This is a genomic window from Amycolatopsis sp. Hca4 (assembly GCF_013364075.1).
In the GTDB taxonomy this organism is placed as follows: Bacteria; Actinomycetota; Actinomycetes; order Mycobacteriales; family Pseudonocardiaceae; genus Amycolatopsis.
In genome coordinates this window covers 4,576,418-4,596,071 of sequence record NZ_CP054925.1, presented here as the reverse complement: position 1 = coordinate 4,596,071, position 19,654 = coordinate 4,576,418, and the positions used below count along the sequence as shown (strand labels likewise).

Below are 19,654 nucleotides of genomic sequence, written 5' to 3'. Positions count from 1 at the left end.
CGCACCGCGGATGTAGCCGTCAACGCTTTTCTGTGCTGCAGGTGACAGTCGTCGCCGCGTCCTCACCGCTGGTGCCGCGAGGGGGAAAGGTGATCTGATCGTCGACGACGTTGCCGTTCGGGCCGACGATGCTGCAGCTGGCGCCACTCGGCATCGTCGACTGCACCGTGATGGTGAGAGAGCCGGCCCGAATCATCTCGGAGTTGCCGCCGGTGGTGAGGTCGAGCTTGCCGTCGCCGTCGTCGGAGACCCAGGATGCGCTGACGTTGCCGGTGACGGCGACGTGGTAGTCGACCGGTGGTGGGCCGCCCGGAAGGTTGACGATCAGGATGACCCCGGCGGAGACGACGAGGACAGCCGTGGCGATGCCGGTGTACAGCAGCGCCCGGGATCGCCGGGGTGACGCGGCCCCAGCCCGGGGTAGTTGGGTGCCGTGGTCGGTCATGGCCAATTTGCTCCTTCGCTCCTGGCGGCATCGCCGCCACGGCGTGCCGCGTTACGGGACGGCGGATCATCTTCCTGAACTGCGCTGCGATCAGGTTCGCCAGTGGCCAGTGCGCAACCGGGCGGCGGAATGTCTGGTTTGGTGCAAGTGGAGCTATTGGTCGATTGTGGAGCTACTCAGATGACTTGTGGGCCTCGCGTGAATACCCCGCTTGGTCTATTCCCTTCGCCGCCTTGATCAGCAAAGGTGAATTTTGGGTTCGTCGGGGGCCCGGCAGTGTGCTGGTGCTCTTGGGCGAGGGGGATCTCGTGGGTTCGTTTGGTGTGCGTTGGCGCGCCCTTTTTCTCGGCGCGGCGGTTGCGCTCAGCACCATCGTGGTGGTTGATCCGGCTGGGGCCGAGACACCTCAGGTCGTTCCGAACTCGGCTCCGGACGAGGCGACGGCCGCTGCCTATGCCCGGGAGGGTGGTAATCCGGTCGAGGTGACGTCGGAGACGACCGAGACGTCGCAGACCATGGCCAATCCGGATGGTTCGTGGACGATGACGCAGTACGTCCACCCAGTCCGGGTCAAGCAGGCCGGTGCGTGGACGCCGGTCGACACCACGCTGGTGCGCCGAGCGGACGGGACGATCGCGCCGAAGGCCACGACGATCGAGGTCAAGCTCAACCCCGGCGGGGCCGGCTCCGCGGCCACACCGATCGCGCAGGCAGGGCAGGACGGCAAAGAGGTCGGTCTGAAGTGGACGAGCGACCTTCCGGCACCAGTGCTCGACGGTGATACCGCCACCTACACCGAGGTGCTCGCCGGCGTCGACCTGACGGTGAAGGCCGTACCCGCAGGGTTCGAGGAGAACCTGGTCATCAAGACGCCGGAGGCGGCGAAGAACCCGCAGTTGAGGGAAATCCCCTTCGGTCTCCACACCCGCAACACAACCGTCACCGTTGCGGAAGGTGAAGGTCATGGCACACCGGCACAGGCCACTCCGACCGACGCACTCGAGGTCAAGGATACGGCCGGCGGGGTCGTCTTCTCCGGTGAAGCGTCGCGGATGTGGGACTCCACCGGCGATGGTTCGCCTGCTGAGCAGCAACTCGGCGAAGGAGGAGGCCGCCGCGAGGCCGTGATGGGAGTCGCCCTCGGATCGGGCAAGGTGACGATCACGCCGGACCAGGCTTTCCTGCAGGATCCGGCGACGCGCTACCCGGTGTCGTTGGACCCGGGCTACTGGTGTGATTCGTGCGGCAACCAGGCGCATGTGGTGGTCCAGTCCGGCTACCGGGACGCGCACAACTGGAACGCCACGGGCGGGGACCTCTCGAACCTGAAGGCCGGCTACGAGAACTTCGATTCGGCCGGGACTTCGCGGTCCTACATCCAGATGAACTCGTCGCGGCTCGGCGGCACGGTGGTGCACAGCGCGACGCTGAACACCAAGGTCCAGCACAGCGCCAAGTGCGCTGACGTCGCGAAGCCGACCGGGTTGTGGTTGTCGAATCCCGCGTCGCCGGATACGACGTGGGCGGCCCAGCCGGGCTGGAGTTATCAGGTGTCGACCATGAACGTCGCGAACTGCAACGATACGCCGGGCGTGGATGGGGTGTTCGACGCCACCCTGGCGGCGAAGGATGCGGCGGCGAACCGGTGGCAGAGCACGTGGTTCGTGCTCGCGGCCGCGAATGAGGGCGACGGGGTCGCGGCCTGGCGCCGGTTCGACCTGAACCCGTACTTCGCGGTGAACTACGACTCCTACCCGAACCCGCCGGCAGCCCTGTCGATGCAGAACGGGACGCTGCCCTGCACCTCGGGACCGAACCGGCCGTGGGTCTACACCAAGACGCCGCAGATCGCCGGCCAAGTGTCCGATCCGGACGGTGGCACCGTCTACGGCAAGTTCGCCCTGGCTTACGGTGCGCTCGGTCACAACGTCTATGTCCACGAGAACGCCGCGAACCTCGTCCCGGTGGGCACGGCGGGTCCGAACCAGCAGGCGACCGCGCAGCTGGCCGCCGTCCCACCGGGGTGGATCAACGAAGACGGTGTCTACAACTGGTCGATGCAGGCCTATGACGGTGAGCTGTGGTCGAACTGGGTCGGCAACTGCGAGTTCACCGTGGACACCAAGGTGCCGAAGCCGCCGGCGCTGGCGATGGCGTCGTGGACCGATCCGAAGGTCCAGGGTGACGCGGTGGAGTTCGACGTGTGGACCGGCATGGCCACCGAGAACCTCTACGACATCGACCACTTCATCTACACCACCGACGGATCCGAACCGCAGACCCAGGGCTCACCGACCGCACCGGCCACCCAGGGCGTCGACGCGAACGGCGAGATGGTTGCCACGACGGCGATCAAGGTCGTCGCGGCCAACGGCAACCAGAACCTGATCAAGGTCAAATCGGTGAACAAGGCCGGCCTGCCCAGCCCCAACGCGACCTGTGTGGTCCTCGCCGAGTCCAACCCGGCGCTGGACGGTCCGTCCTGCTCCTACCACGTCCAGCCGCTGACACCCGGAAAGAACCTGGTCGCCGCCTGGGGTGCCGACGAGCCGTCCGGCACGACCCTGATCGACAGTGCCTCGTCGACACCGGACAACGCGACGCTGGCCACCCACCCGGCCACCGCGTCCGGCGGCGTCACCCGAGGAGCGGGGTACAACCATGGCACCAGCTGGACCCATCCCGACATCAGTGGATACAGCGACGGTGTGAAGGGTGCGATCAGTCTCGACGGCACCAGCGGCTACGCCCAGACCGGCGATCGCGTGCTCGACGCCTCGAAGTCGTTCACCGTGGCGGCTTGGGCCAAGCTCACCGACACCACGCACTCCCAAACGATCATCGCCCAGGACGGCACCCAGTCGATGTCGTTCGCCCTGCAGTACCACCAGGAAAACAACACCTGGGCGTTGCGCGTCACAACAGGGGATTCGGCCACGCCGGCGGCCGCCTGGGCCTACTCGAGCCGGCCGCCTCAGGTCGGGGTGTGGACCCATGTGGCGGGAACCTATGACGCGTCGACTCAGGTCGCCACGCTGTACGTCGACGGCGCGAAGCAGAGCACGGTGGTCACCCAGCCATGGGTGGCGAGCGGACCGGTGGTGCTGGGCGCGACGAAGTGGTCCGGAGTGCGCGTCGACTTCTTCCACGGGGCGCTCGACGACATGCAGGTGTGGCAACGGGCTCTGTCCGGACAGGACGTCCACGACCTGGCCGGCACCTCAGTACCTCTGGCCGCATACGGCTTGGCCGAAGGCTGCGGACCGGAGATCACCTCGGCAACCTCCCGGATCCCGTCGTTGCGAGCAGGCTGGTCGCTCGGGGAAAGCAGTGGCAACCTCGCCACGGACGCCACGCAACGCGGCAACGACATCGCCTTGACCGGTGGCTACGCGCGGGTTCCCGGGCACAGCGGCGGCGGGGTCCAGCTGGATGGATCGACGGCCTACGGAACCACGACGAGACCCGCCACCAACACCGCTGCGTCCTTCACGGTGTCCGCGTGGGTCAATCCGGCTGACCTCAACGCCAATTACACCGTGTTGTCGCAGGCGGGCGCGAACGCCTCCGCGTTCGTGCTGCGCTACGACAAGGGCCTGAATCGCTGGGCGTTCGGCATGAACCCGGCTGACGACGCCGCGGGGGCCACCAGCTGGGCGGTGGGCACGACCATTCCGCCGGCCGGTGTCTGGACCTTGCTCACCGGCACGTTCGACCAGGCGACGATGCGGCTGAGCCTGTACGTCAACGGCCGGCACGAAGCCGATTCCAGGCTCGGGCAGGCTTGGACGGCGAACGGGTCCTTGTTCTTCGGAGCCGAGCAAGGAGCTCGCAACCCGTTCAAGGGCGTTCTCGACGAAGCCCGGGTGTGGGGCCGGGTCCTCACCGACGACCAGATCGCGGCCATGAGGCCGTTCGCCTACTACGACTCGGTCAGCCAGGCGGAGGGCACCGCCTCGGGCGCCGCCTCGCTCGGAGTGGAGACCGGCACGGCCGGTAATCCGACAGCGTGTGCCGCTCAGTTCTCCATCAATGGCGGCGAAGTCGCGACCACGAGGCCTGCCAACCTGCGGACCGACAAGTCCTTCTCGGTGGAGGCCTGGGTCAAGCACACCTGGACCGCGGCGGATGTGGCGGCGAACGGACCGGTCGACACGTCGCCTCGTGCCGTCGTCACGGCCACTGACACCCAGTTCTCGCCCTTCCTGCTCGGCTACCGGCCGTGGGCCGACGCATCCGGGACCCTGCACGGCCGGTGGAGCTTCTTGGTCGCGCCCTACGCGACGTCGGGCAACGACGGCAGGTTCGCCCTCAGCGACGCCGAGGCGGCGGACAACACCTGGACGCACCTGGTCGCCACCTACGACGCCGCCACCGGTTACCTAGCGCTGTTCGTCAACGGCACGAAGCAGAACTTCTTCGTCAACACACCCGATGGCGGCGGAGTCACCGCTCGTGACACGGGTACGCCCCTGGTTCTCGGTCACGGGGTGTGGACGGGACAGCGCAGCGACGTCTGGTACGGCGGTCTGGCCGGAGTGCGGGTTTACGGCGGGCTGCTCGATTCGGCCGGGATCCGGCGGGACAGGGTCCTCGACGACCCCGGCAACCTCTTCGGTGTCTTCCACTAGCTCGAGTCCGGCTTCGGTGCCCTGGCGCCGCGTGCAACAGGAGATGGGTCAGCAATGACGGGCAGAAGTGGGCTCTTCCAGAACAACCGCGGCCGGCGGTTCGTCGCGTTCGGCGTCGCGGTGGTGCTGTTCGGTTCGGCGCAGTCCGCCGCGGAGGCCGCGGCCGGTGGGTGGCACGGGCTGGGCTGGGATCGTCCTGCGCTGCAGGAGACGAAGTCGGTCGACGGAGTCGACGGCGGTCTCCGGGCGCCGGGCACCCCGGCGGGGAGCAAGTTCATCCCAGCCGCCGTGGCGTGGCCGGTCGCGGCGACCACCGAGGTCGACTTGCCGGGTGAAGGGGCGTCGAAAGCGCTGCCCGGGCAGCCCATGACGTTGTCACGTCACCAGGAGAAGGCCGCGGCACCCGGTGCGCGGCACGCGGTGGGCAAGGTCCGCGTGAGCACTCTTGACCAGGCCACCACGGCCAAGACCGGGATCAAGGGGGTGCTCGTCAAGGTCGAGCCCCAGTCGGGGGACACGAGCGGTCCGGTTCGGCTCGACGTCGACTACCGGTCCTTCGGCGATGCCTACGGCGGCGACTTCGGTGGTCGGCTGCATCTGGTGGAATACCCCTCGTGTCTGCTGACGGCGCCGGACAAGCCCGCATGCCACGTCGGCACGCCGCTGAACTCGGCCAACGACACCAAGAGCCGGCGCGTCACCGCCGACGTCACGCTTCCCCCGACCGGGGCGGCGACGGCCATGGTGGTCGCGGCACAGGCCGACACGAAGGGCGGCGGAGGCGACTTCTCCGCGACCGACCTCAAACCCGCCGGTGCGTGGAAGGCCGGTGGCTCCTCCGCGGACTTCACCTACTCCTACCCGATCAGCACTCCCTCCTCGGTCGGCGGGACCGGTCCGTCGATCAGCCTGAACTACTCCTCGAGCGCGGTCGACGGCCTCACTTCGGCCACCAACAACCAGGCATCCGGCATCGGTGACGGCTGGAACCTGTCGGGCAGCGGCTTCATCGAGCGGCGCTACAAAGGCTGCGGCCAGGACCTGGGCGGCAACAACGGCCAGACCAAGACCGGCGACCTGTGCTGGTTCAACGACAACGCCACGATCTCGTTCTCCGGTGCCAACGGTGACCTGATCCTGGACAAGAGCACCCAGACGTGGCACCCGAAAGACGACGACGGCACCCGCGTCGAACGCCTCACCGGTGGCGCCAACGGTGACAAGTTCGGCGAGTACTGGAAGGTCACCACCCCGGACGGCGTTCAGTACTTCTTCGGCTTGAACCACTTGCCCGGCTGGGCGTCGGGAAAGGCGGAGACCCAGTCGACGTGGACGGTCCCGGTGTTCGGCAACAACAACCTCGAGCCGTGCAACGCCGCGACCTACGCGGCGTCCTGGTGCAACCGGGCCTGGCGCTGGAACCTCGACTACGTCGTCGACCCGCACGGCAACGCCATCGCCTACTACTACCAGCCCGAGACGAACTACTACGGGCTCAACCGCAATGCCTCCACGGCGAACAATCCCGGCACGCCCTACACCCGCGGCGGATCTCTGGAGAAGGTCGAGTACGGCTTCAACACGAAGTTCGGCGACACATTCGGCCACGCACCGGCACAGGTCCTGTTCGGCTCGGCCGAGCGGTGCTTCCCGAGCGGAACGATCACGTGTGATCCGGGGCAGCTGAACTCCGGCACTGCGGCCTCATGGCCGGATGTGCCTTCGGAGACGATCTGTGCCCAGGGCGCGGTCTGCACCTACGGCTCCCCGAGCTTCTTTTCCCGCAAGCGCTACACCAAAATCACCACCCAGGTCTCCGACGGCGGTTCCGGATGGAAACCGGTGCGAGAGTGGGCGCTCACGCAGTCGTTCCCGCCGACCACCGACGGGAACAAGCCGGCGCTGTGGCTGAGCTCGATCACCGAAACGGGAAAGATCGCGAGCCCGAACACCGTCGGATCGCCGGTGACGTTGCCGCCGACGACGTTCCACCCGCTGGCGATGGCCAACCGGGTCAACACCAGCACCCAGTACACCGCACTGACCCGCAATCGGATCGACGCCATCACCAACCCGCAGGGTGGGCTCACCACGATTGCCTACGACGATCCCGAGTGCGTCACCGGCGTGAAGATGCCCGACCCGGCCAATCTGCAGGGCAACGCGCTCTCGTGCTACCCGGTGTACTGGACTCCGCCGGGCGCCAACGATCCGGTCCTGGACTACTTCAACAAGTTCCGCGTCAAGCTGGTCGAAGAGGACGCGCACACCACACGCCAGGAACAGCACACCGTCACCCGCTACGACTACCTGGGTGGCGCGGCCTGGCACCTCGACGACGACCCGTTCACCGACGCGAAATACCGCACGTGGTCGCAGTGGCGCGGCTACGGCGACGTCAAGACCACCGTCGGGCTGGGACCTTCGGGCGGCGACCCGTCCGGGCCGCCGGTGGTGACCGAGACGTACTACCTCCGCGGGATGGAAGGCGCGGCAGTGACCAGCGACCGCTGGCACGAGTCGGTCACCGACCGCAAAGAGGTCGCGGGCTTCGTCCGCGAGACCGTCACCTACCGCGACGGTGCCATCATCGGCGGCACCTTGAACGAGCCATGGGTGTCGAACCCGACCGGTACCGATGCCGACGGCCGGACTTCGGCCTACGTCGACACCGACACCAGCCGCACCCGCACGTGGCTGGACACCAGCAAGACCTGGCGGATCTCGCGGACCCACACCACCTACGGCAAATACGGCCTGGCGACGGCGGTACAGGCAGAAGGGGACACCAGCGACCCCAAGCAGACAACCTGCACCCTCACGACGTATCCGGAGAACACCTCGGCCTGGCTGATCAGCTACGCGAGCCAGGTGCAAAAGCTCTCCGGCGTCTGTGACACGAAGACCAATCCCGCCGGATCCGGCAACATCATCAGCGATGTCCGCAACTACTACGACACCGGTGGCTTCGGCGTCGCGCCCACGAAGGGCAGCGTCACGCGGACCGACACGCTCGACGACTGGCCCGCCGCCGGCACCGAGACGTGGACGTCCCCGGCCACGACCACCAGCTACGACGACTACGGCCGCATGACCAGCGTCACCGACGCGCTCGGCCTCACTGCCACCACCGCCTACACCCCGGCGAGCGGAGGTCCGCTCACCCGAGTCGACACCACATCACCGCAGATCAGCGTCACGAACACCACCCGGCTGACTTCCACCAAGTACATCGACCCGGTTTCGGGTATCGCGATCGGGGGCCAGGACGGCAGCGGTCTGCGCACCGATGCGACCCAGGACGCGCTCGGCCGGATCGTTTCCGTGTGGAAGCCCGGCCACAGCAAGGCGTCGAACGCGCCGGCAGACGTCATCTACACCTACAACGTGAAGAACACCGGCGGCGTCAGCAACGTCGCCGCGCAATCCCTGCTCGCCAATGGGCAGTACGCGACCTCGTACACGCTCTACGACGGCCTCGGCCGGATCATCCAGACCCAGGCACCGCGCGCAGACGACGGGCCCGGCCGGATCGTCACCGACACGTACTTCGACTCCCAAGGACGGTCCTACAAAACCCACAACTCCTATTGGAACAGCTCAGCCCCGTCGTCGACGCTCTACGTCACCGACGACGCCTCGGTCCCGAACACCACGCTGACGACCTTCGACAGCACCGGGGCCACGCGGGTCAGCGCGTACCTGCTCAACTCGGTCGAGCAATGGCGCACCACGACGATTCCCGACGGCGACCGCACGACCACCGTCCCGCCGAACGGCGGCACCGCCACCACCACGATCACCAACGGCCTCGGCCAGACCGTCCAGCTCCTGCAGTACAAGGACGCCACGAAGTACACCACCGGCTCACCGGCCGACACCACGACCTACACCTACACCCGCAGCGGCCAGCAGGCGACGGTCACCGACACCACCGGCAAGAACGTCTGGACCTTCGGCTACGACCTGCACGGCCGCAAGATCTCCTCGATCGACCCGGACACCGGCAAGACGACGTTCACCTACGACGCCGACGACCGCCTCCTGACCACCACCGACGCCCGCAACCGGCTCATCAGCTACACCTACGACAACCTCGGCCGCAAGACCACCGAGTACGACGGCCCGGCCGTGACGGGCACCAAACTCGCCGGCTGGACCTACGACACCCTGCTCCCCGGCCGGCCCACCGGCTCCACCCGCTACGTCGGCACCAATGCCTACAGCAAGGAAGTCACCGGTTACGACACCGCCGGCCGTCCGACCGGCAACAGGGTCACCATCCCCGCCGGTGAAACCGCGCTCTCCGGCAGCTACGACTCCTCCACCACCTACGACCCCAACTCCGGCGCCGTCAACACGGTCACCAGCCCCTCGGCCGACGGCATGCCCGCAGAGCAACTGTCCTTCGATCGCTACAGCCGCGGCGCGGTGAAAACCTTGACCTCCAGCATGGGTTTCCAGATGGTGTCGAACACCAGCTACAACCCACTGGGCCAGGTTCTGCGCACCGACTTCAACGACGCCATGAGCCCCTACCAGGTGTCAGTGACCAACACCTACGAGAACGGGACCAACCGGCTCGCCACGGTCCAGGCCCAGCGCTCGACCCAGTCGAACTACTGGATCGCCAACCGCGTCTACACCTACAGCGCCGTCGGCAACATCACCAAGATCGCCGACACCCCGGCCGGATCGTTGGCGGACACCCAGTGTTTCCGGCAGGACTACCTCCAGCGGCTCACCGAAGCCTGGACCCCTGCCTCCGGTGACTGCGCGGCCCAGCCGACCATGGCCGGGATCAAGGGGGCGGCACCGTATTGGACGTCCTGGACGCTCGACGACACCGGCAACCGCAAAACCCAGGTCAAGCACACCGCCACCGGTGACATCACCACGACCTCGACCTACCCGGCCGCGGGGGAGAAGCGGCCGCACGCGGTCCAGGCCGTCACCACCGAAGGCCCGAACGGAACGACGCAATCCAACTACGGCTACACCGACGCCGGCAGCACCGAGACCCGAGGCCCGACCGGCGCAGCGCAGACCTTCACCTACGACGCCGAAGGCCACGTCGCCACCGCGAAGGAAGCCAACGGCGCCGAAAGCAAGTACCTCTACGACGCCGACGGCAACCTGCTCATCACCCGGGACCCGTCCGGGACGACACTGTCGCTCGGCGACACGGAGCTGTGGGTTCCGGCTGGTGGGTTCTTCGCGTCGTGGACCCGTTTCTACAGCTACAACGGTCAAGTCATCGCGACACGGACGAGTTCGGGTGGGTTGAGCTGGAAGCTGGCTGATCACCACGGCACCGCTTACGCCGTGGTGGACGCAGCGAATCTGACCGTGAGCAAGCGCTGGCAGGACCCCTACGGTGCTGACCGTGGCACCCCGGCGTCGGCGTGGCCGGACAAGCACGGGTTCCTCGGCGGTTACCAGAACACCACGGGCGTGACGCACATCGGCGCCCGCGACTACGACCCGCTGACGGGGCGGTTCATGACCGCGGACCCGGTGCTCGACCCGGGTGATCCGCAGGCGCTGAACGCCTACAGCTACGGCAACAACAGCCCCGTGTCGTTCAGCGACCCGACCGGCATGGTGCTACAGATCGACGGCAGGCCGGCGTACATCGGGTCGGACGCGATAGCCGCGATGAGCCCGGCAGGCCGAGAGCGAGCGCACCGCTACAATCTCGGCGTCTTCAGCAACTGGGTCAATGCCGTGACGCACAGAATTCCTCCGACGTATCCTGCTTTCGTCGGAAAAGAGAATCATCAATTGTCGCCGAAGGAACGCCGGGCGAGGTGGGAGACCCAGTTTACTAACTGGTCGTTGGAGCCCCCTGATCATCGCCCGCCGGACTACGACCAGTTCGCAGCCGCATTTTGCTCGGAGTTCCAGGACGTCCGCGCATGCGACCAGTCTCCGCCGAGTCTTGGTGAAATGGTCTCCGTTCTCGCGCTCTTCATTCCGGTGGCGGGCGAAGCGCGACTGGCCGAGGAAATTCTCGCAGCGTCGGTCGGCGAGGGTGTGGCCGCAGGTGCCGCGGGTGCTGCCGGCGTCGGCGTGCGTGCGGCTGCGGGTGCCGCGACCGGAGAGGCGAGTGAAGCCAGTCGTCTGGGTCGCGCGGGCGGCGGTGGCACGAAGCTGTATCATGGAGCGGACATCGATTCGCTCCTCGATATTCTGAACAATGGTCTTGACGCAGCGAAGGCTGCTGCAAACTACACGGATGGACCTGGTGGATTCTTCCTTGCCACTCATATGGGTGATGCCGAGTTTTTTGCTTATCGAAATGGCCGCGGCGGCGTGATCAACTTCACGGTGTCGGACTCCGCTATGTCGTCCCTGAGAGAATCGGGAGCCGTCATGCGTCCCATCGCCAGGGGGCCGAAGAGTCCATACTTCGAGGGTGCGGAGCTTCATGTTCCCACTTCATCGTTCGAGTTGTTCAACCGACTTCGGGAAAGGGGTGAGATCCTTGTATCGCCCTGAAGATATTCAGCAAGTTGATCTCATGGTCTACTTGCGCGGTAACCCTGGTCGCTTCTTTCGTCAGGATGAATTCGACCCGGTTGAGATGGCTGAAATGCTTGCAGGTGAAGCGATTCGGGCCGGCGCGGCGAGTGTGCGCATTTCCAGGCTGGATCGCTGGTTGTCGATTGAGTCGGATATTGACTGGCTGGGCGAAGTCGAAGAATTCGTCTTCGAGAAGATTGTCCCGTTTCCCGGTGTTGGGCCGAACAGTATGTTCTCCGAGGTCTTGCTGATGGCGTTCTCCAAGAGCGTTGCCACCAGCTCGGCGGCGGGAGTGCGCATCCTCAAGGGGGCGAACGCGGGGCCGCTGGAGGACGCAACATCGCGGTCGGGACGGTCGGTGGCATTCGAGCCATTGGACTCGTGATGACCTGCGGAGCGATTCTGCGGCAGTAGCTGCTGGGTCTTCGCAGCGCGGTACGGGGTGTTGACGATGGCGAGAAGAGTGGACCCCTCGTATACGTCTTGGCGAACTGTGAACGCGGTCCTGTACGTTCCCTCCGCTCGTCAGCCGGCACGCGATGGCTGGGTCGGGGTAGGCGGCCCGCGGCGCCCAGGTCAACGACCGGGCCCGGAAGGAGCGGAGACCACTACGGCGCTGCTGTTCGGCGACGCTTCCCCGACCGGGCGGCTTCCCGAGACCTTCCCGTGGACTCCGACCACACTCCGGTCGCCGGGCATCCGGAGCGCTTTCCCGGCGTGAACGGTGAGACGCAGTACTCCGAGGGGGTCGAGGTCGGGTACCGCTGGTACGACCGGGAAGGTGTCAAACCGCTTTTCCCCTTCGGATATGGCTTGTCGTACACGGCATTCAGCTATGCCGGGGTCGAGGCCCGGCGCGTCCCAGGTGGGCTCGACGTGACCGCCACCAGTTGTGGAGCTATAGGACAGGCGGGCGCGAGCTCGTCATGGCGATGGCCAGGCGAGCACCGGCCTACGCCTCGCCCGATTCGTCCTGCCGCAGCATGCGGCGCGCCATCTCGACCAGGTGGGCGCGGTACTGGCGGCGCACCGTCTTGTTCGCGGTGTCGCCGACCACCAGTTCGGCGATCTGTGGTGCCGCCACGTACCAGCTGACGAGGCTGATCAAGCTCATCACCACGAACCGGGGCTCGAGCGCGGGGTCGACCGATCCGGTCTGCTGCGCGGCGCGGACGGCGTCGACCTTCTCCTCGTAGTGCGCTTTGCGGGCGTCGTGGTCCGGGATGTCCCGGACTTCGTAGTGGCACGCTTCGTGCTGGACCAGCCGCAGGACCTCGGGGTGGGCGGTCATGAAGTCGAACAGGTCGCCGATGTACTGCTCGGCGCCGTCGGCCCGCAGCGTGACCGCCTCGGCCAGCTCGGTCAGCTTGCGCTGCACCACGGCGGCGAACAGTTGCTCCTTGTTGCCGAAGTAGCTGTAGATGAGAGCTTTGTTCGACTCGGCCGCCTGCGCGATCCGGTCGATGCGCGCGCCGCCGATCCCCTCGGCGGCGAACTCCCGGACCGCTGCGTCGAAGATCCTGCGCGTGGTCTGTTCGCGGTCGTAGGGCGGCACGTGTTCATCCTCTCAATCGGCTTCGCCGGGTCGCAGCGAGGTGCACGCTCGAATATAACTAAACAGTTGGAAATATTCGAGGGAGGTGCCGATGGCCACCCGAGCCCTGCGCAGCTGGCCGGCCCGATGCGGAGTTCTTGCCGTCTCGGCCGCGATCGCGGCCGCGGTGATCTACCTGCCCCAGCCCATGCTCGTCGAACTCGCAGCCTCGTTCGGCATCAGCCCACAGGCCGCCGGTGTCGTGGCGACCGCCGTGCAGGCCGGCTACGCGGCCGGGATCTTTCTGCTGGTTCCGTTGACCGAGCGAGTGCAACCGCGCAGGCAGATCACCTTGCAGGCACTCGCGCTGGCGGCCGCACTGCTCGTCACCGCGGTGCTGCCCGACGTCGTCGCGGTCGCGGCCGGGTTCGTCGTCGTCGGGCTGGTCGCGAACATCGCTCAGCTGATCATCCCCACCGCCGGGAAGCTCGCGCCGGAAGATCGCCGGGGAGCGACCACCGCGACACTGGTCGGCGCGTTGCTGTGCGGCATCTTCGGCGGCCGCGTGGTCGCCGGGGTTCTGGTGGAGCCGCTGGGGTGGCGCTGGGTGCTCGTCCTGTTCGCCGGGTTGGTGCTGGCGACGGTGCCGCTCCTGCGGACGGCACTCGCCGACGACCTGGAGCTCTCGGCAGCCGGGTCGTCCTACGGCGCGCTGCTGTGGTCGGCGCTGCGCCTGGTCCGCTCCAGCCGTTCTCTCGTGCTGGCCGCGGCGACCCAGTTCTTCACCTTCGCCACGTTCAACTCCCTCTGGACGGTGATGCCGCTGCACCTGACCGGCGAGGCCCACCAGTGGAGCCCGCTCGCGGCCGGGCTGTTCGGACTGGTCGGACTGGCCGCCGGCCTCGTGACTCCGCTCGGCGGCCGCCTGGTCGACCGGTTCGGCGCGCGGCCCGTGGTCGGCGCCGCGGCGGGCCTCATCCTGGCCGGCTGCGTCGCCACCATCTTCGACGCCGACCTGCTCTGGCTGTTCACGGTCTCGATCTTCATCGTGACGTGGGCCAACCAGACGATGCAGGCGGCCAACCAGAACCAGATCCTCGTCACCAACCCCGGCACCGCCGGCCAGGCCAACACGATGTTCATGGTTTTCGTCTTCCTCGGCGGCTCGTTCGGCGCCCTGGCCGGGCCGATCGCCTACGGGCTCGGCGGCATGAGGGGCGTCGCCGTCGAAGGCACTGCCTTCGTGGCCGTCTCGCTGGCGATCTGGCTGGTGGCCCTCCTCGCCGACCGCCGTGGCACCACCCGGATGCCGGCCGTCCGGCACAGCCACTGATTCCCCGCACAGTCACCGACCAAAGGAGCAGCACGTGCCCCACCTCGGAGCAACCTCGATCGACGTCTTCCCCCTGACCCTCGGCGGGAACACCTTCGGCTGGACCAGCGACACCGCGACCTCGCACGCTGTCCTCGACGCCTACGTCGACGGCGGCGGCAACTTCATCGACACCGCCGACAGCTACTCCGCCTGGGCTCCCGGCAACAGCGGCGGCGAGTCCGAGACCGTCCTCGGGGAGTGGCTGACCCGGCGCCGCAACCGCTCGGACGTCGTGCTCGCCACCAAGGTCAGCCGGCACCCGCAGTACCGTGGCCTGGCCGCGAGCACGATCACCGGCGGCGTCGACGCCTCACTCAAGCGCTTGCAGACCGATTACATCGACCTGTACTACGCCCACTTCGACGACCCGGACACGCCCCTGGCGGAAACCGCCGCCGCCTTCGACAGCCTGGTGCGGACCGGCAAGATCCGGGCGATCGGCCTGTCGAACTACAGCGCCGAGCGCATCCGCCAGTGGTTCACCATCGCCCGGGACAACGGACTGCACCTGCCCGTCGCGCTGCAGCCGCACTACAACCTGGTCAAGCGCGTGCCGTACGAAACCGAGATCGAGCCGATCGCCGTGGCCGAGAACCTCGCGGTCACCCCGTACTACGCGCTGGCGAGCGGCTTCCTGACCGGAAAGTACCGCTCACGCGAGGACATGGCCGGGGCGTCGCGCGAGCAGATGGCCAACGCCTACTTCTCCGACTCCGGCCTGGCGGTCGTCGAAGCCCTCGTCGCGATCGCCGAGGCCCACGAGGTCGCACCGGCCACGGTCGCGCTCGCCTGGCTGCGGGGGCGCTCCACGATCACCGCGCCGATCGCGAGCGCCCGCACCCCCGAGCAGTTGCCGGCCCTGATGCAGTCGGTCGGCCTCGAGCTCACCGAAGCCGACCGCGCTCGCCTCGATGACGTGTCCAGCCGCGTCGCTGCCTGACCGCCACCCGACCCCAGGAGAACGACATGACCACGCCTTCCCTCGCCCTCAACGACGGCCGGACGATTCCCCGGATCGGAGCCGGTACCTGGCCGGTCTCCGACCGGGACGCACCGACCGTCGTCCACGCGGCTCTCGAAGCGGGTTTCCGCCACATCGACACCGCGGCCGCCTACGGCAACGAAAGCGGCGTCGGCACCGGTATCCGGACCGGGGGCGTCGAGCGTGAAGACCTCTTCCTCACCACGAAGATCGGCAACAACGACCACGGACGCCGCCGCGCCGCTCGTGCGCTGGAGGAGTCACTGCGCCGGTTGCAGACCGACTACGTCGACCTCGCCCTCATCCACTGGCCGATGCCCGGAATCGGGCTGTACGAGGAAACCTGGCAGGCGCTGATCGACCTGCGCGAAGCCGGCAAGGCCCGCTCGATCGGTGTCTCCAACTTCCGGCCCGAGCACCTCGACCGCATCATCCGGTCCACCGGAGTCACCCCGGCGGTCAACCAGATCGAGGTCAACCCGATCGTCGCGCACCGTGACCTGCGCAAGGCCACGATCGACCGCGGCATCGTCGTCGAGTCCTGGTCACCGCTCGGACCGTCGACCAACTTGCTGGGCGAGCCCGCCCTCGCCACCATCGCGGCAAAGCAGGACAGGACCCCAGCGCAGATCATCCTGCGCTGGCACCTCGACCACGGCCTCGTGGTGATACCGAAATCTTCCTCGCCGCAGCGGCTGCGCGAGAACATCGCCGTCACCGACTTCACCCTCGACGAGGACGACCACGCAACGCTCGACGGGTTCGACCAAGCCTCGCCGGCACGGTACTCAGCCCACCTCGCGGGCGGCTGACCGGAAACTGACCTTTTGGCTTGGTTCCCGCAGGGGGGACATCGAGCACCAGCGTCGCCGCGGTTGACAACCACGGAACTCGATTATAGATTATCGATAATCTAAAGTTCGCAGTGGTGCCCGTCACAGGTCAAGGAGGACCTCGATGAGCGAGCCGATCGCCACGTTCTTCGGTGATGATGAGTTCCCGGTGACCTTCGACGAAGGCCAGCAGGAGCTGCTGTGGGTCCACGACGACCTGCACATCCCGAACCCCGTTTCCCCCATGTACGCCGACATCGGCGGCTGGTGGCTCAAGTGCGACTACATGTTCCGCCGCTTCGGCACCCCGTTCGCCTCGGACTGGGTCTCGAAGATCATCAACGGCTACGTGTACACCGCGGCCATTCCCGCCCAGAACGGCCTGAAGGTCGAAGCCTCGGAGTTCGGCGCCCGCTACACCCCGCGCACCCCGCTGGACGAGAACTACGCCGGCGACATCGGCGGCTACCTCGGCTGGACACTGCCGTACTACGCGGAGAACTTCCTGCCCTGGTGGCGTGACCGCCTCGTGCCGGAGATGAAGCGCAACTTCGACCGCTTCGACGGCTACGACTACGACGGCGCCAGTCTCGTCGAGCTCGCCGTGCTGCTCGAGGACGCTCTCGACATGCACGACCGGCACTGGTCGATCCACTGGGTGCTCAACTTCGCCCAGTTCTCCTCGACCACGAACCTCAACACCGTCATCGCCGAGGTCAAGGGCGAGGGCGACCACAGCGCGCTGATGGGCCGGCTGCAGTCCTCCACCGAGAACCGCAACTGGGACTCGATCGAAGAGCTCTGGCAGATCAAGGAAAAGATCAAGAAGGACCCCGACGGCGTCGTCGCGAAGGCCTTCACCAAGGCCACGGCTGCCGACGTGGTCGCCGAGCTGGAGACCACCGAGGCCGGCCGGGCGTTCCTGGCCGAGGACATCGAGAACTACGCGGCCGAGTTCGGCTACAAGTCGATGTACGCGCACGAGTTCTCGTTCAAGACCTGGCGCGAGTCCCCGGCGCCGATCATCGAAGCGGTGCGCGGTTACCTCGAGGCCGACTACAGCTACCCGGACGAGATCGCCTCCGTGGCCGCCGACCTGGAAGCCGCCAAGGCCGAGGTCATGGCCGGCGTGTCCGAGGGCGAGAGCCGGGACAAGCTGGCCCGGGCGCTGGACCTGAGCCTGCGGATGAACCCGCTGACCCCGGACCACCACTTCTACATCGACCAGGGCACCAACGCCCGCGTGCGGATCGTGCTCATCGCGATCGGCAAGAAGCTCGTCGAGGCGGGCAAGCTCAGTGATCCCGAAGACGTCATGTACCTGCGCTACAACGAGCTGCGCACCGTCATGGCCGGCAGCAACAGCTTCGACGTCGAGGAGCTGATCGGCGACCGCCGCGACGCCCGCGAAGAGGCCTTCGAGGTCCGCCCGCGCGACTGGGTCGGCACCGCCACCGAAGACAACGTCGCCTTCCCCTACCTGGCGCTGTGGGCCTTCCCGGAGAAGCTCCACCGCAAGCCCTCCACCACCGAAGGCGAGATCCACGGCCTCGCCGCCTCGGTCGGCGTGATCGAAGGGACCGCCCGCGTCGTCCTCTCCCCGGAGCAGTTCCAGGAGGTCCAGCGCGACGAGATCATCATCTGCCGGATGACCAGCCCGTCCTGGGTCGTGCTGTTCACCAAGATCGGCGGGCTCGTCACCGACGCCGGCGGCATGGCCTCCCACCCCGCCGTCGTCTCCCGCGAGTTCGGCATCCCCGCGGTCGTGGGCACCTCCGACGCGACCCGCCGGATCAAGACCGGCGACCGGATCCGCGTCAACGGAGCCACCGGAGTGGTACAGGTTCTCGCATGACTCTCGAACGCACGGTGATGCGCGAACAGATCAAGGAACTGATCATCAAGCGCATCCTGGAAGGCACCTACAAGCCCGGCGAACGCATCGTCGAGCTGCAGCTGGTCAACGAGCTCGGCGTCAGCCAGGCCCCGGTCCGCGAGGCCATCCGGGAGCTGGAGGCGATGCGGCTGGTCGAGACCCAGCCCTACAAGGGCGCCCGGGTCCGCGCGGTCAGCCGCGCCGAGCTCGCCGAGAGCTACCCGGTCCGGGCCGCGCTGGAGGACCTGGCCGCGCACATGGCCACCCCGCGGATCGACGCGGCCCTGCTCTCGCAGCTGGACGTCGAGATCCAGAACATGCGCGACGCCGCCCGCCGGAACGACCAGCACGGCTTCCTGGGGCACGACGCCCGCTTCCACGAGCTGATCGTCGAGTCCGCGGCCAACCAGGTCCTGCTCGACACCTGGAGCGGCCTGCGGATCGAGGCGTTCACGCTGGTCAGCGTCATCACCTCGCACCTGGACCTGGTCGCGATCGCCAACACCCACGTACCGATCCTCGAAGCGCTGCGCCAGGGGGATCCCGACCTGGCCGGGAAGGTACTGCGGGACCACATCACCAGCTTCGGGGACCTGCTGACGGGAGAAGAGACATGACCGACGCCCCGCTCCTGCTCGCCTTCGACGACGACCGCTGCCGGGACGTCGACCTGGCCGGCGGCAAGGGCGCCAGCCTCGCCGCGATGACCCACAACGGCCTGCCGGTGCCGCCCGGGTTCGTCATCACCTCCGCGGCGTTCACCGCCGCGGTCGACGGCGACGCCCTGCTGGCGCACCTGCGCGCCGAAGACCTCGACGCCGCCCGCAAGGTCGTCGCCGAGACCGAACCGCCGAAAGACCTGATCAAGCAGTTCTACGACCGGCTGCCCGCCGGTGACGTCGCGGTGCGGTCCTCGGCCTGCGCCGAGGACTCCGCCGACGCCTCCTACGCCGGCCAGCAGGAGACCTACCTGTTCGTCCCCACGCTGGAAGAGGTCTACGGCCGCGTCGTGGAGTGCTGGCTGTCCTTCTTCTCCGAGCGCGCGCTGTTCTACCGGCTGCACAAGGGAAAACTCGATGACATCTTCATGGCCGTCGTCGTGCAGCACATGATCGACTCCACCAAGGCCGGCGTGATGTTCACCGTCGACCCGGTCAACGGCCGCCGTGACCGCGTCGTCATCGAAGCCGCCCGCGGCGTCGGGGAGAACGTCGTCTCCGGCGAGGTCACGCCCGACTACTACACGCTGGACCGCAAGGGGACGGTCAAGAAGTCCCGGATCGTCGACGAGCGGATCCTCAGCGACGACGAGCTGGCCCAGCTGGTGAAGCTCGGCCTGCAGCTGGCCGACCTCAACGGCGCTCCGCAGGACATCGAGTGGGCCTTCGACGGCACCGGCCTCTACATGCTGCAGTCGCGTCCGGTCACCACCGTCTGACTTTCTTTTCCCCGC

Annotated in this window: 11 protein-coding genes; 9 read left to right on the top strand and 2 right to left on the bottom strand. The window is 67.3% G+C overall.

Features of this window, described 5'->3' with window-relative positions; all coding sequences use genetic code 11:
• Window positions 1–19: 19 nt before the first annotated feature.
• The gene (locus HUT10_RS20085; protein WP_176172630.1) at window positions 20–445 is read right to left on the bottom strand and encodes a hypothetical protein; all 426 of its coding nucleotides are present in this window, start codon (window positions 443–445) and stop codon (window positions 20–22) included.
• A gap of 233 nt (window positions 446–678) precedes the next feature.
• On the opposite strand from HUT10_RS20085, the gene HUT10_RS20080 reads away from it, so the two are divergent.
• The 3 genes from HUT10_RS20080 (at window position 679) to HUT10_RS20070 (ending at window position 11,986) form a co-directional block, all read left to right on the top strand.
• Window positions 679–5,076, top strand: a complete 4,398-nt coding sequence (locus HUT10_RS20080) for a LamG-like jellyroll fold domain-containing protein (protein WP_254896949.1) — start codon at window positions 679–681, stop codon at window positions 5,074–5,076.
• 483 nt (window positions 5,077–5,559) lie between these two features.
• Window positions 5,560–11,577 (top strand): RHS repeat-associated core domain-containing protein, encoded by a 6,018-nt coding sequence (locus HUT10_RS20075; RefSeq protein ID WP_254896948.1) that lies wholly within the window; start codon window positions 5,560–5,562, stop codon window positions 11,575–11,577.
• Between the two features lie 22 nt (window positions 11,578–11,599).
• Window positions 11,600–11,986 (top strand): hypothetical protein, encoded by a 387-nt coding sequence (locus tag HUT10_RS20070; protein WP_176172628.1) that lies wholly within the window; start codon window positions 11,600–11,602, stop codon window positions 11,984–11,986.
• Between the two features lie 567 nt (window positions 11,987–12,553).
• Here the strand turns inward: HUT10_RS20070 and HUT10_RS51860 are convergent.
• Complete coding sequence (locus HUT10_RS51860) at window positions 12,554–13,156, bottom strand: TetR/AcrR family transcriptional regulator (RefSeq protein WP_176172627.1); 603 nt, start codon at window positions 13,154–13,156, stop codon at window positions 12,554–12,556.
• A gap of 91 nt (window positions 13,157–13,247) precedes the next feature.
• Between HUT10_RS51860 and HUT10_RS20060 the strand changes: the two genes are divergently transcribed.
• From HUT10_RS20060 to HUT10_RS20035, 6 genes are all read left to right on the top strand, one after another.
• On the top strand, window positions 13,248–14,468 hold the full coding sequence (locus HUT10_RS20060; protein ID WP_176172626.1) for an MFS transporter: 1,221 nt from the start codon (window positions 13,248–13,250) through the stop codon (window positions 14,466–14,468).
• Between the two features lie 34 nt (window positions 14,469–14,502).
• A complete protein-coding gene (locus tag HUT10_RS20055; RefSeq protein ID WP_176172625.1) occupies window positions 14,503–15,450 on the top strand; it encodes an aldo/keto reductase in 948 nt (315 codons plus the stop codon).
• A gap of 26 nt (window positions 15,451–15,476) precedes the next feature.
• On the top strand, window positions 15,477–16,304 hold the full coding sequence (locus tag HUT10_RS20050) for an aldo/keto reductase (protein WP_176172624.1): 828 nt from the start codon (window positions 15,477–15,479) through the stop codon (window positions 16,302–16,304).
• A 145-nt stretch (window positions 16,305–16,449) separates the two neighbouring features.
• Window positions 16,450–18,180, top strand: coding sequence for a PEP-utilizing enzyme (locus HUT10_RS20045; RefSeq protein WP_176172623.1), 1,731 nt, complete (start codon window positions 16,450–16,452; stop codon window positions 18,178–18,180).
• A complete protein-coding gene (locus tag HUT10_RS20040; RefSeq protein ID WP_176172622.1) occupies window positions 18,177–18,818 on the top strand; it encodes a GntR family transcriptional regulator in 642 nt (213 codons plus the stop codon). Before HUT10_RS20045 ends, HUT10_RS20040 begins: the two co-directional genes overlap by 4 nt.
• A complete protein-coding gene (locus tag HUT10_RS20035; RefSeq protein ID WP_176172621.1) occupies window positions 18,815–19,639 on the top strand; it encodes a PEP/pyruvate-binding domain-containing protein in 825 nt (274 codons plus the stop codon). Before HUT10_RS20040 ends, HUT10_RS20035 begins: the two co-directional genes overlap by 4 nt.
• Window positions 19,640–19,654 lie beyond the last annotated feature (15 nt).

Excerpts from the sequence above, each read along its gene's own strand:
- HUT10_RS20040 (WP_176172622.1), top strand. The coding sequence starts at position 18,177 with ATGACTCTCGAACGCACGGTGATGCGCGAACAGATCAAGGAACTGATC.
- HUT10_RS20045 (WP_176172623.1), top strand. The coding sequence starts at position 16,450 with ATGAGCGAGCCGATCGCCACGTTCTTCGGTGATGATGAGTTCCCGGTG.
- HUT10_RS20050 (WP_176172624.1), top strand. The coding sequence starts at position 15,477 with ATGACCACGCCTTCCCTCGCCCTCAACGACGGCCGGACGATTCCCCGG.
- HUT10_RS20085 (WP_176172630.1), bottom strand. The coding sequence starts at position 445 with ATGACCGACCACGGCACCCAACTACCCCGGGCTGGGGCCGCGTCACCC.
- HUT10_RS20035 (WP_176172621.1), top strand. The coding sequence starts at position 18,815 with ATGACCGACGCCCCGCTCCTGCTCGCCTTCGACGACGACCGCTGCCGG.
- HUT10_RS20060 (WP_176172626.1), top strand. The coding sequence starts at position 13,248 with ATGGCCACCCGAGCCCTGCGCAGCTGGCCGGCCCGATGCGGAGTTCTT.
- HUT10_RS20070 (WP_176172628.1), top strand. The coding sequence starts at position 11,600 with ATGGTCTACTTGCGCGGTAACCCTGGTCGCTTCTTTCGTCAGGATGAA.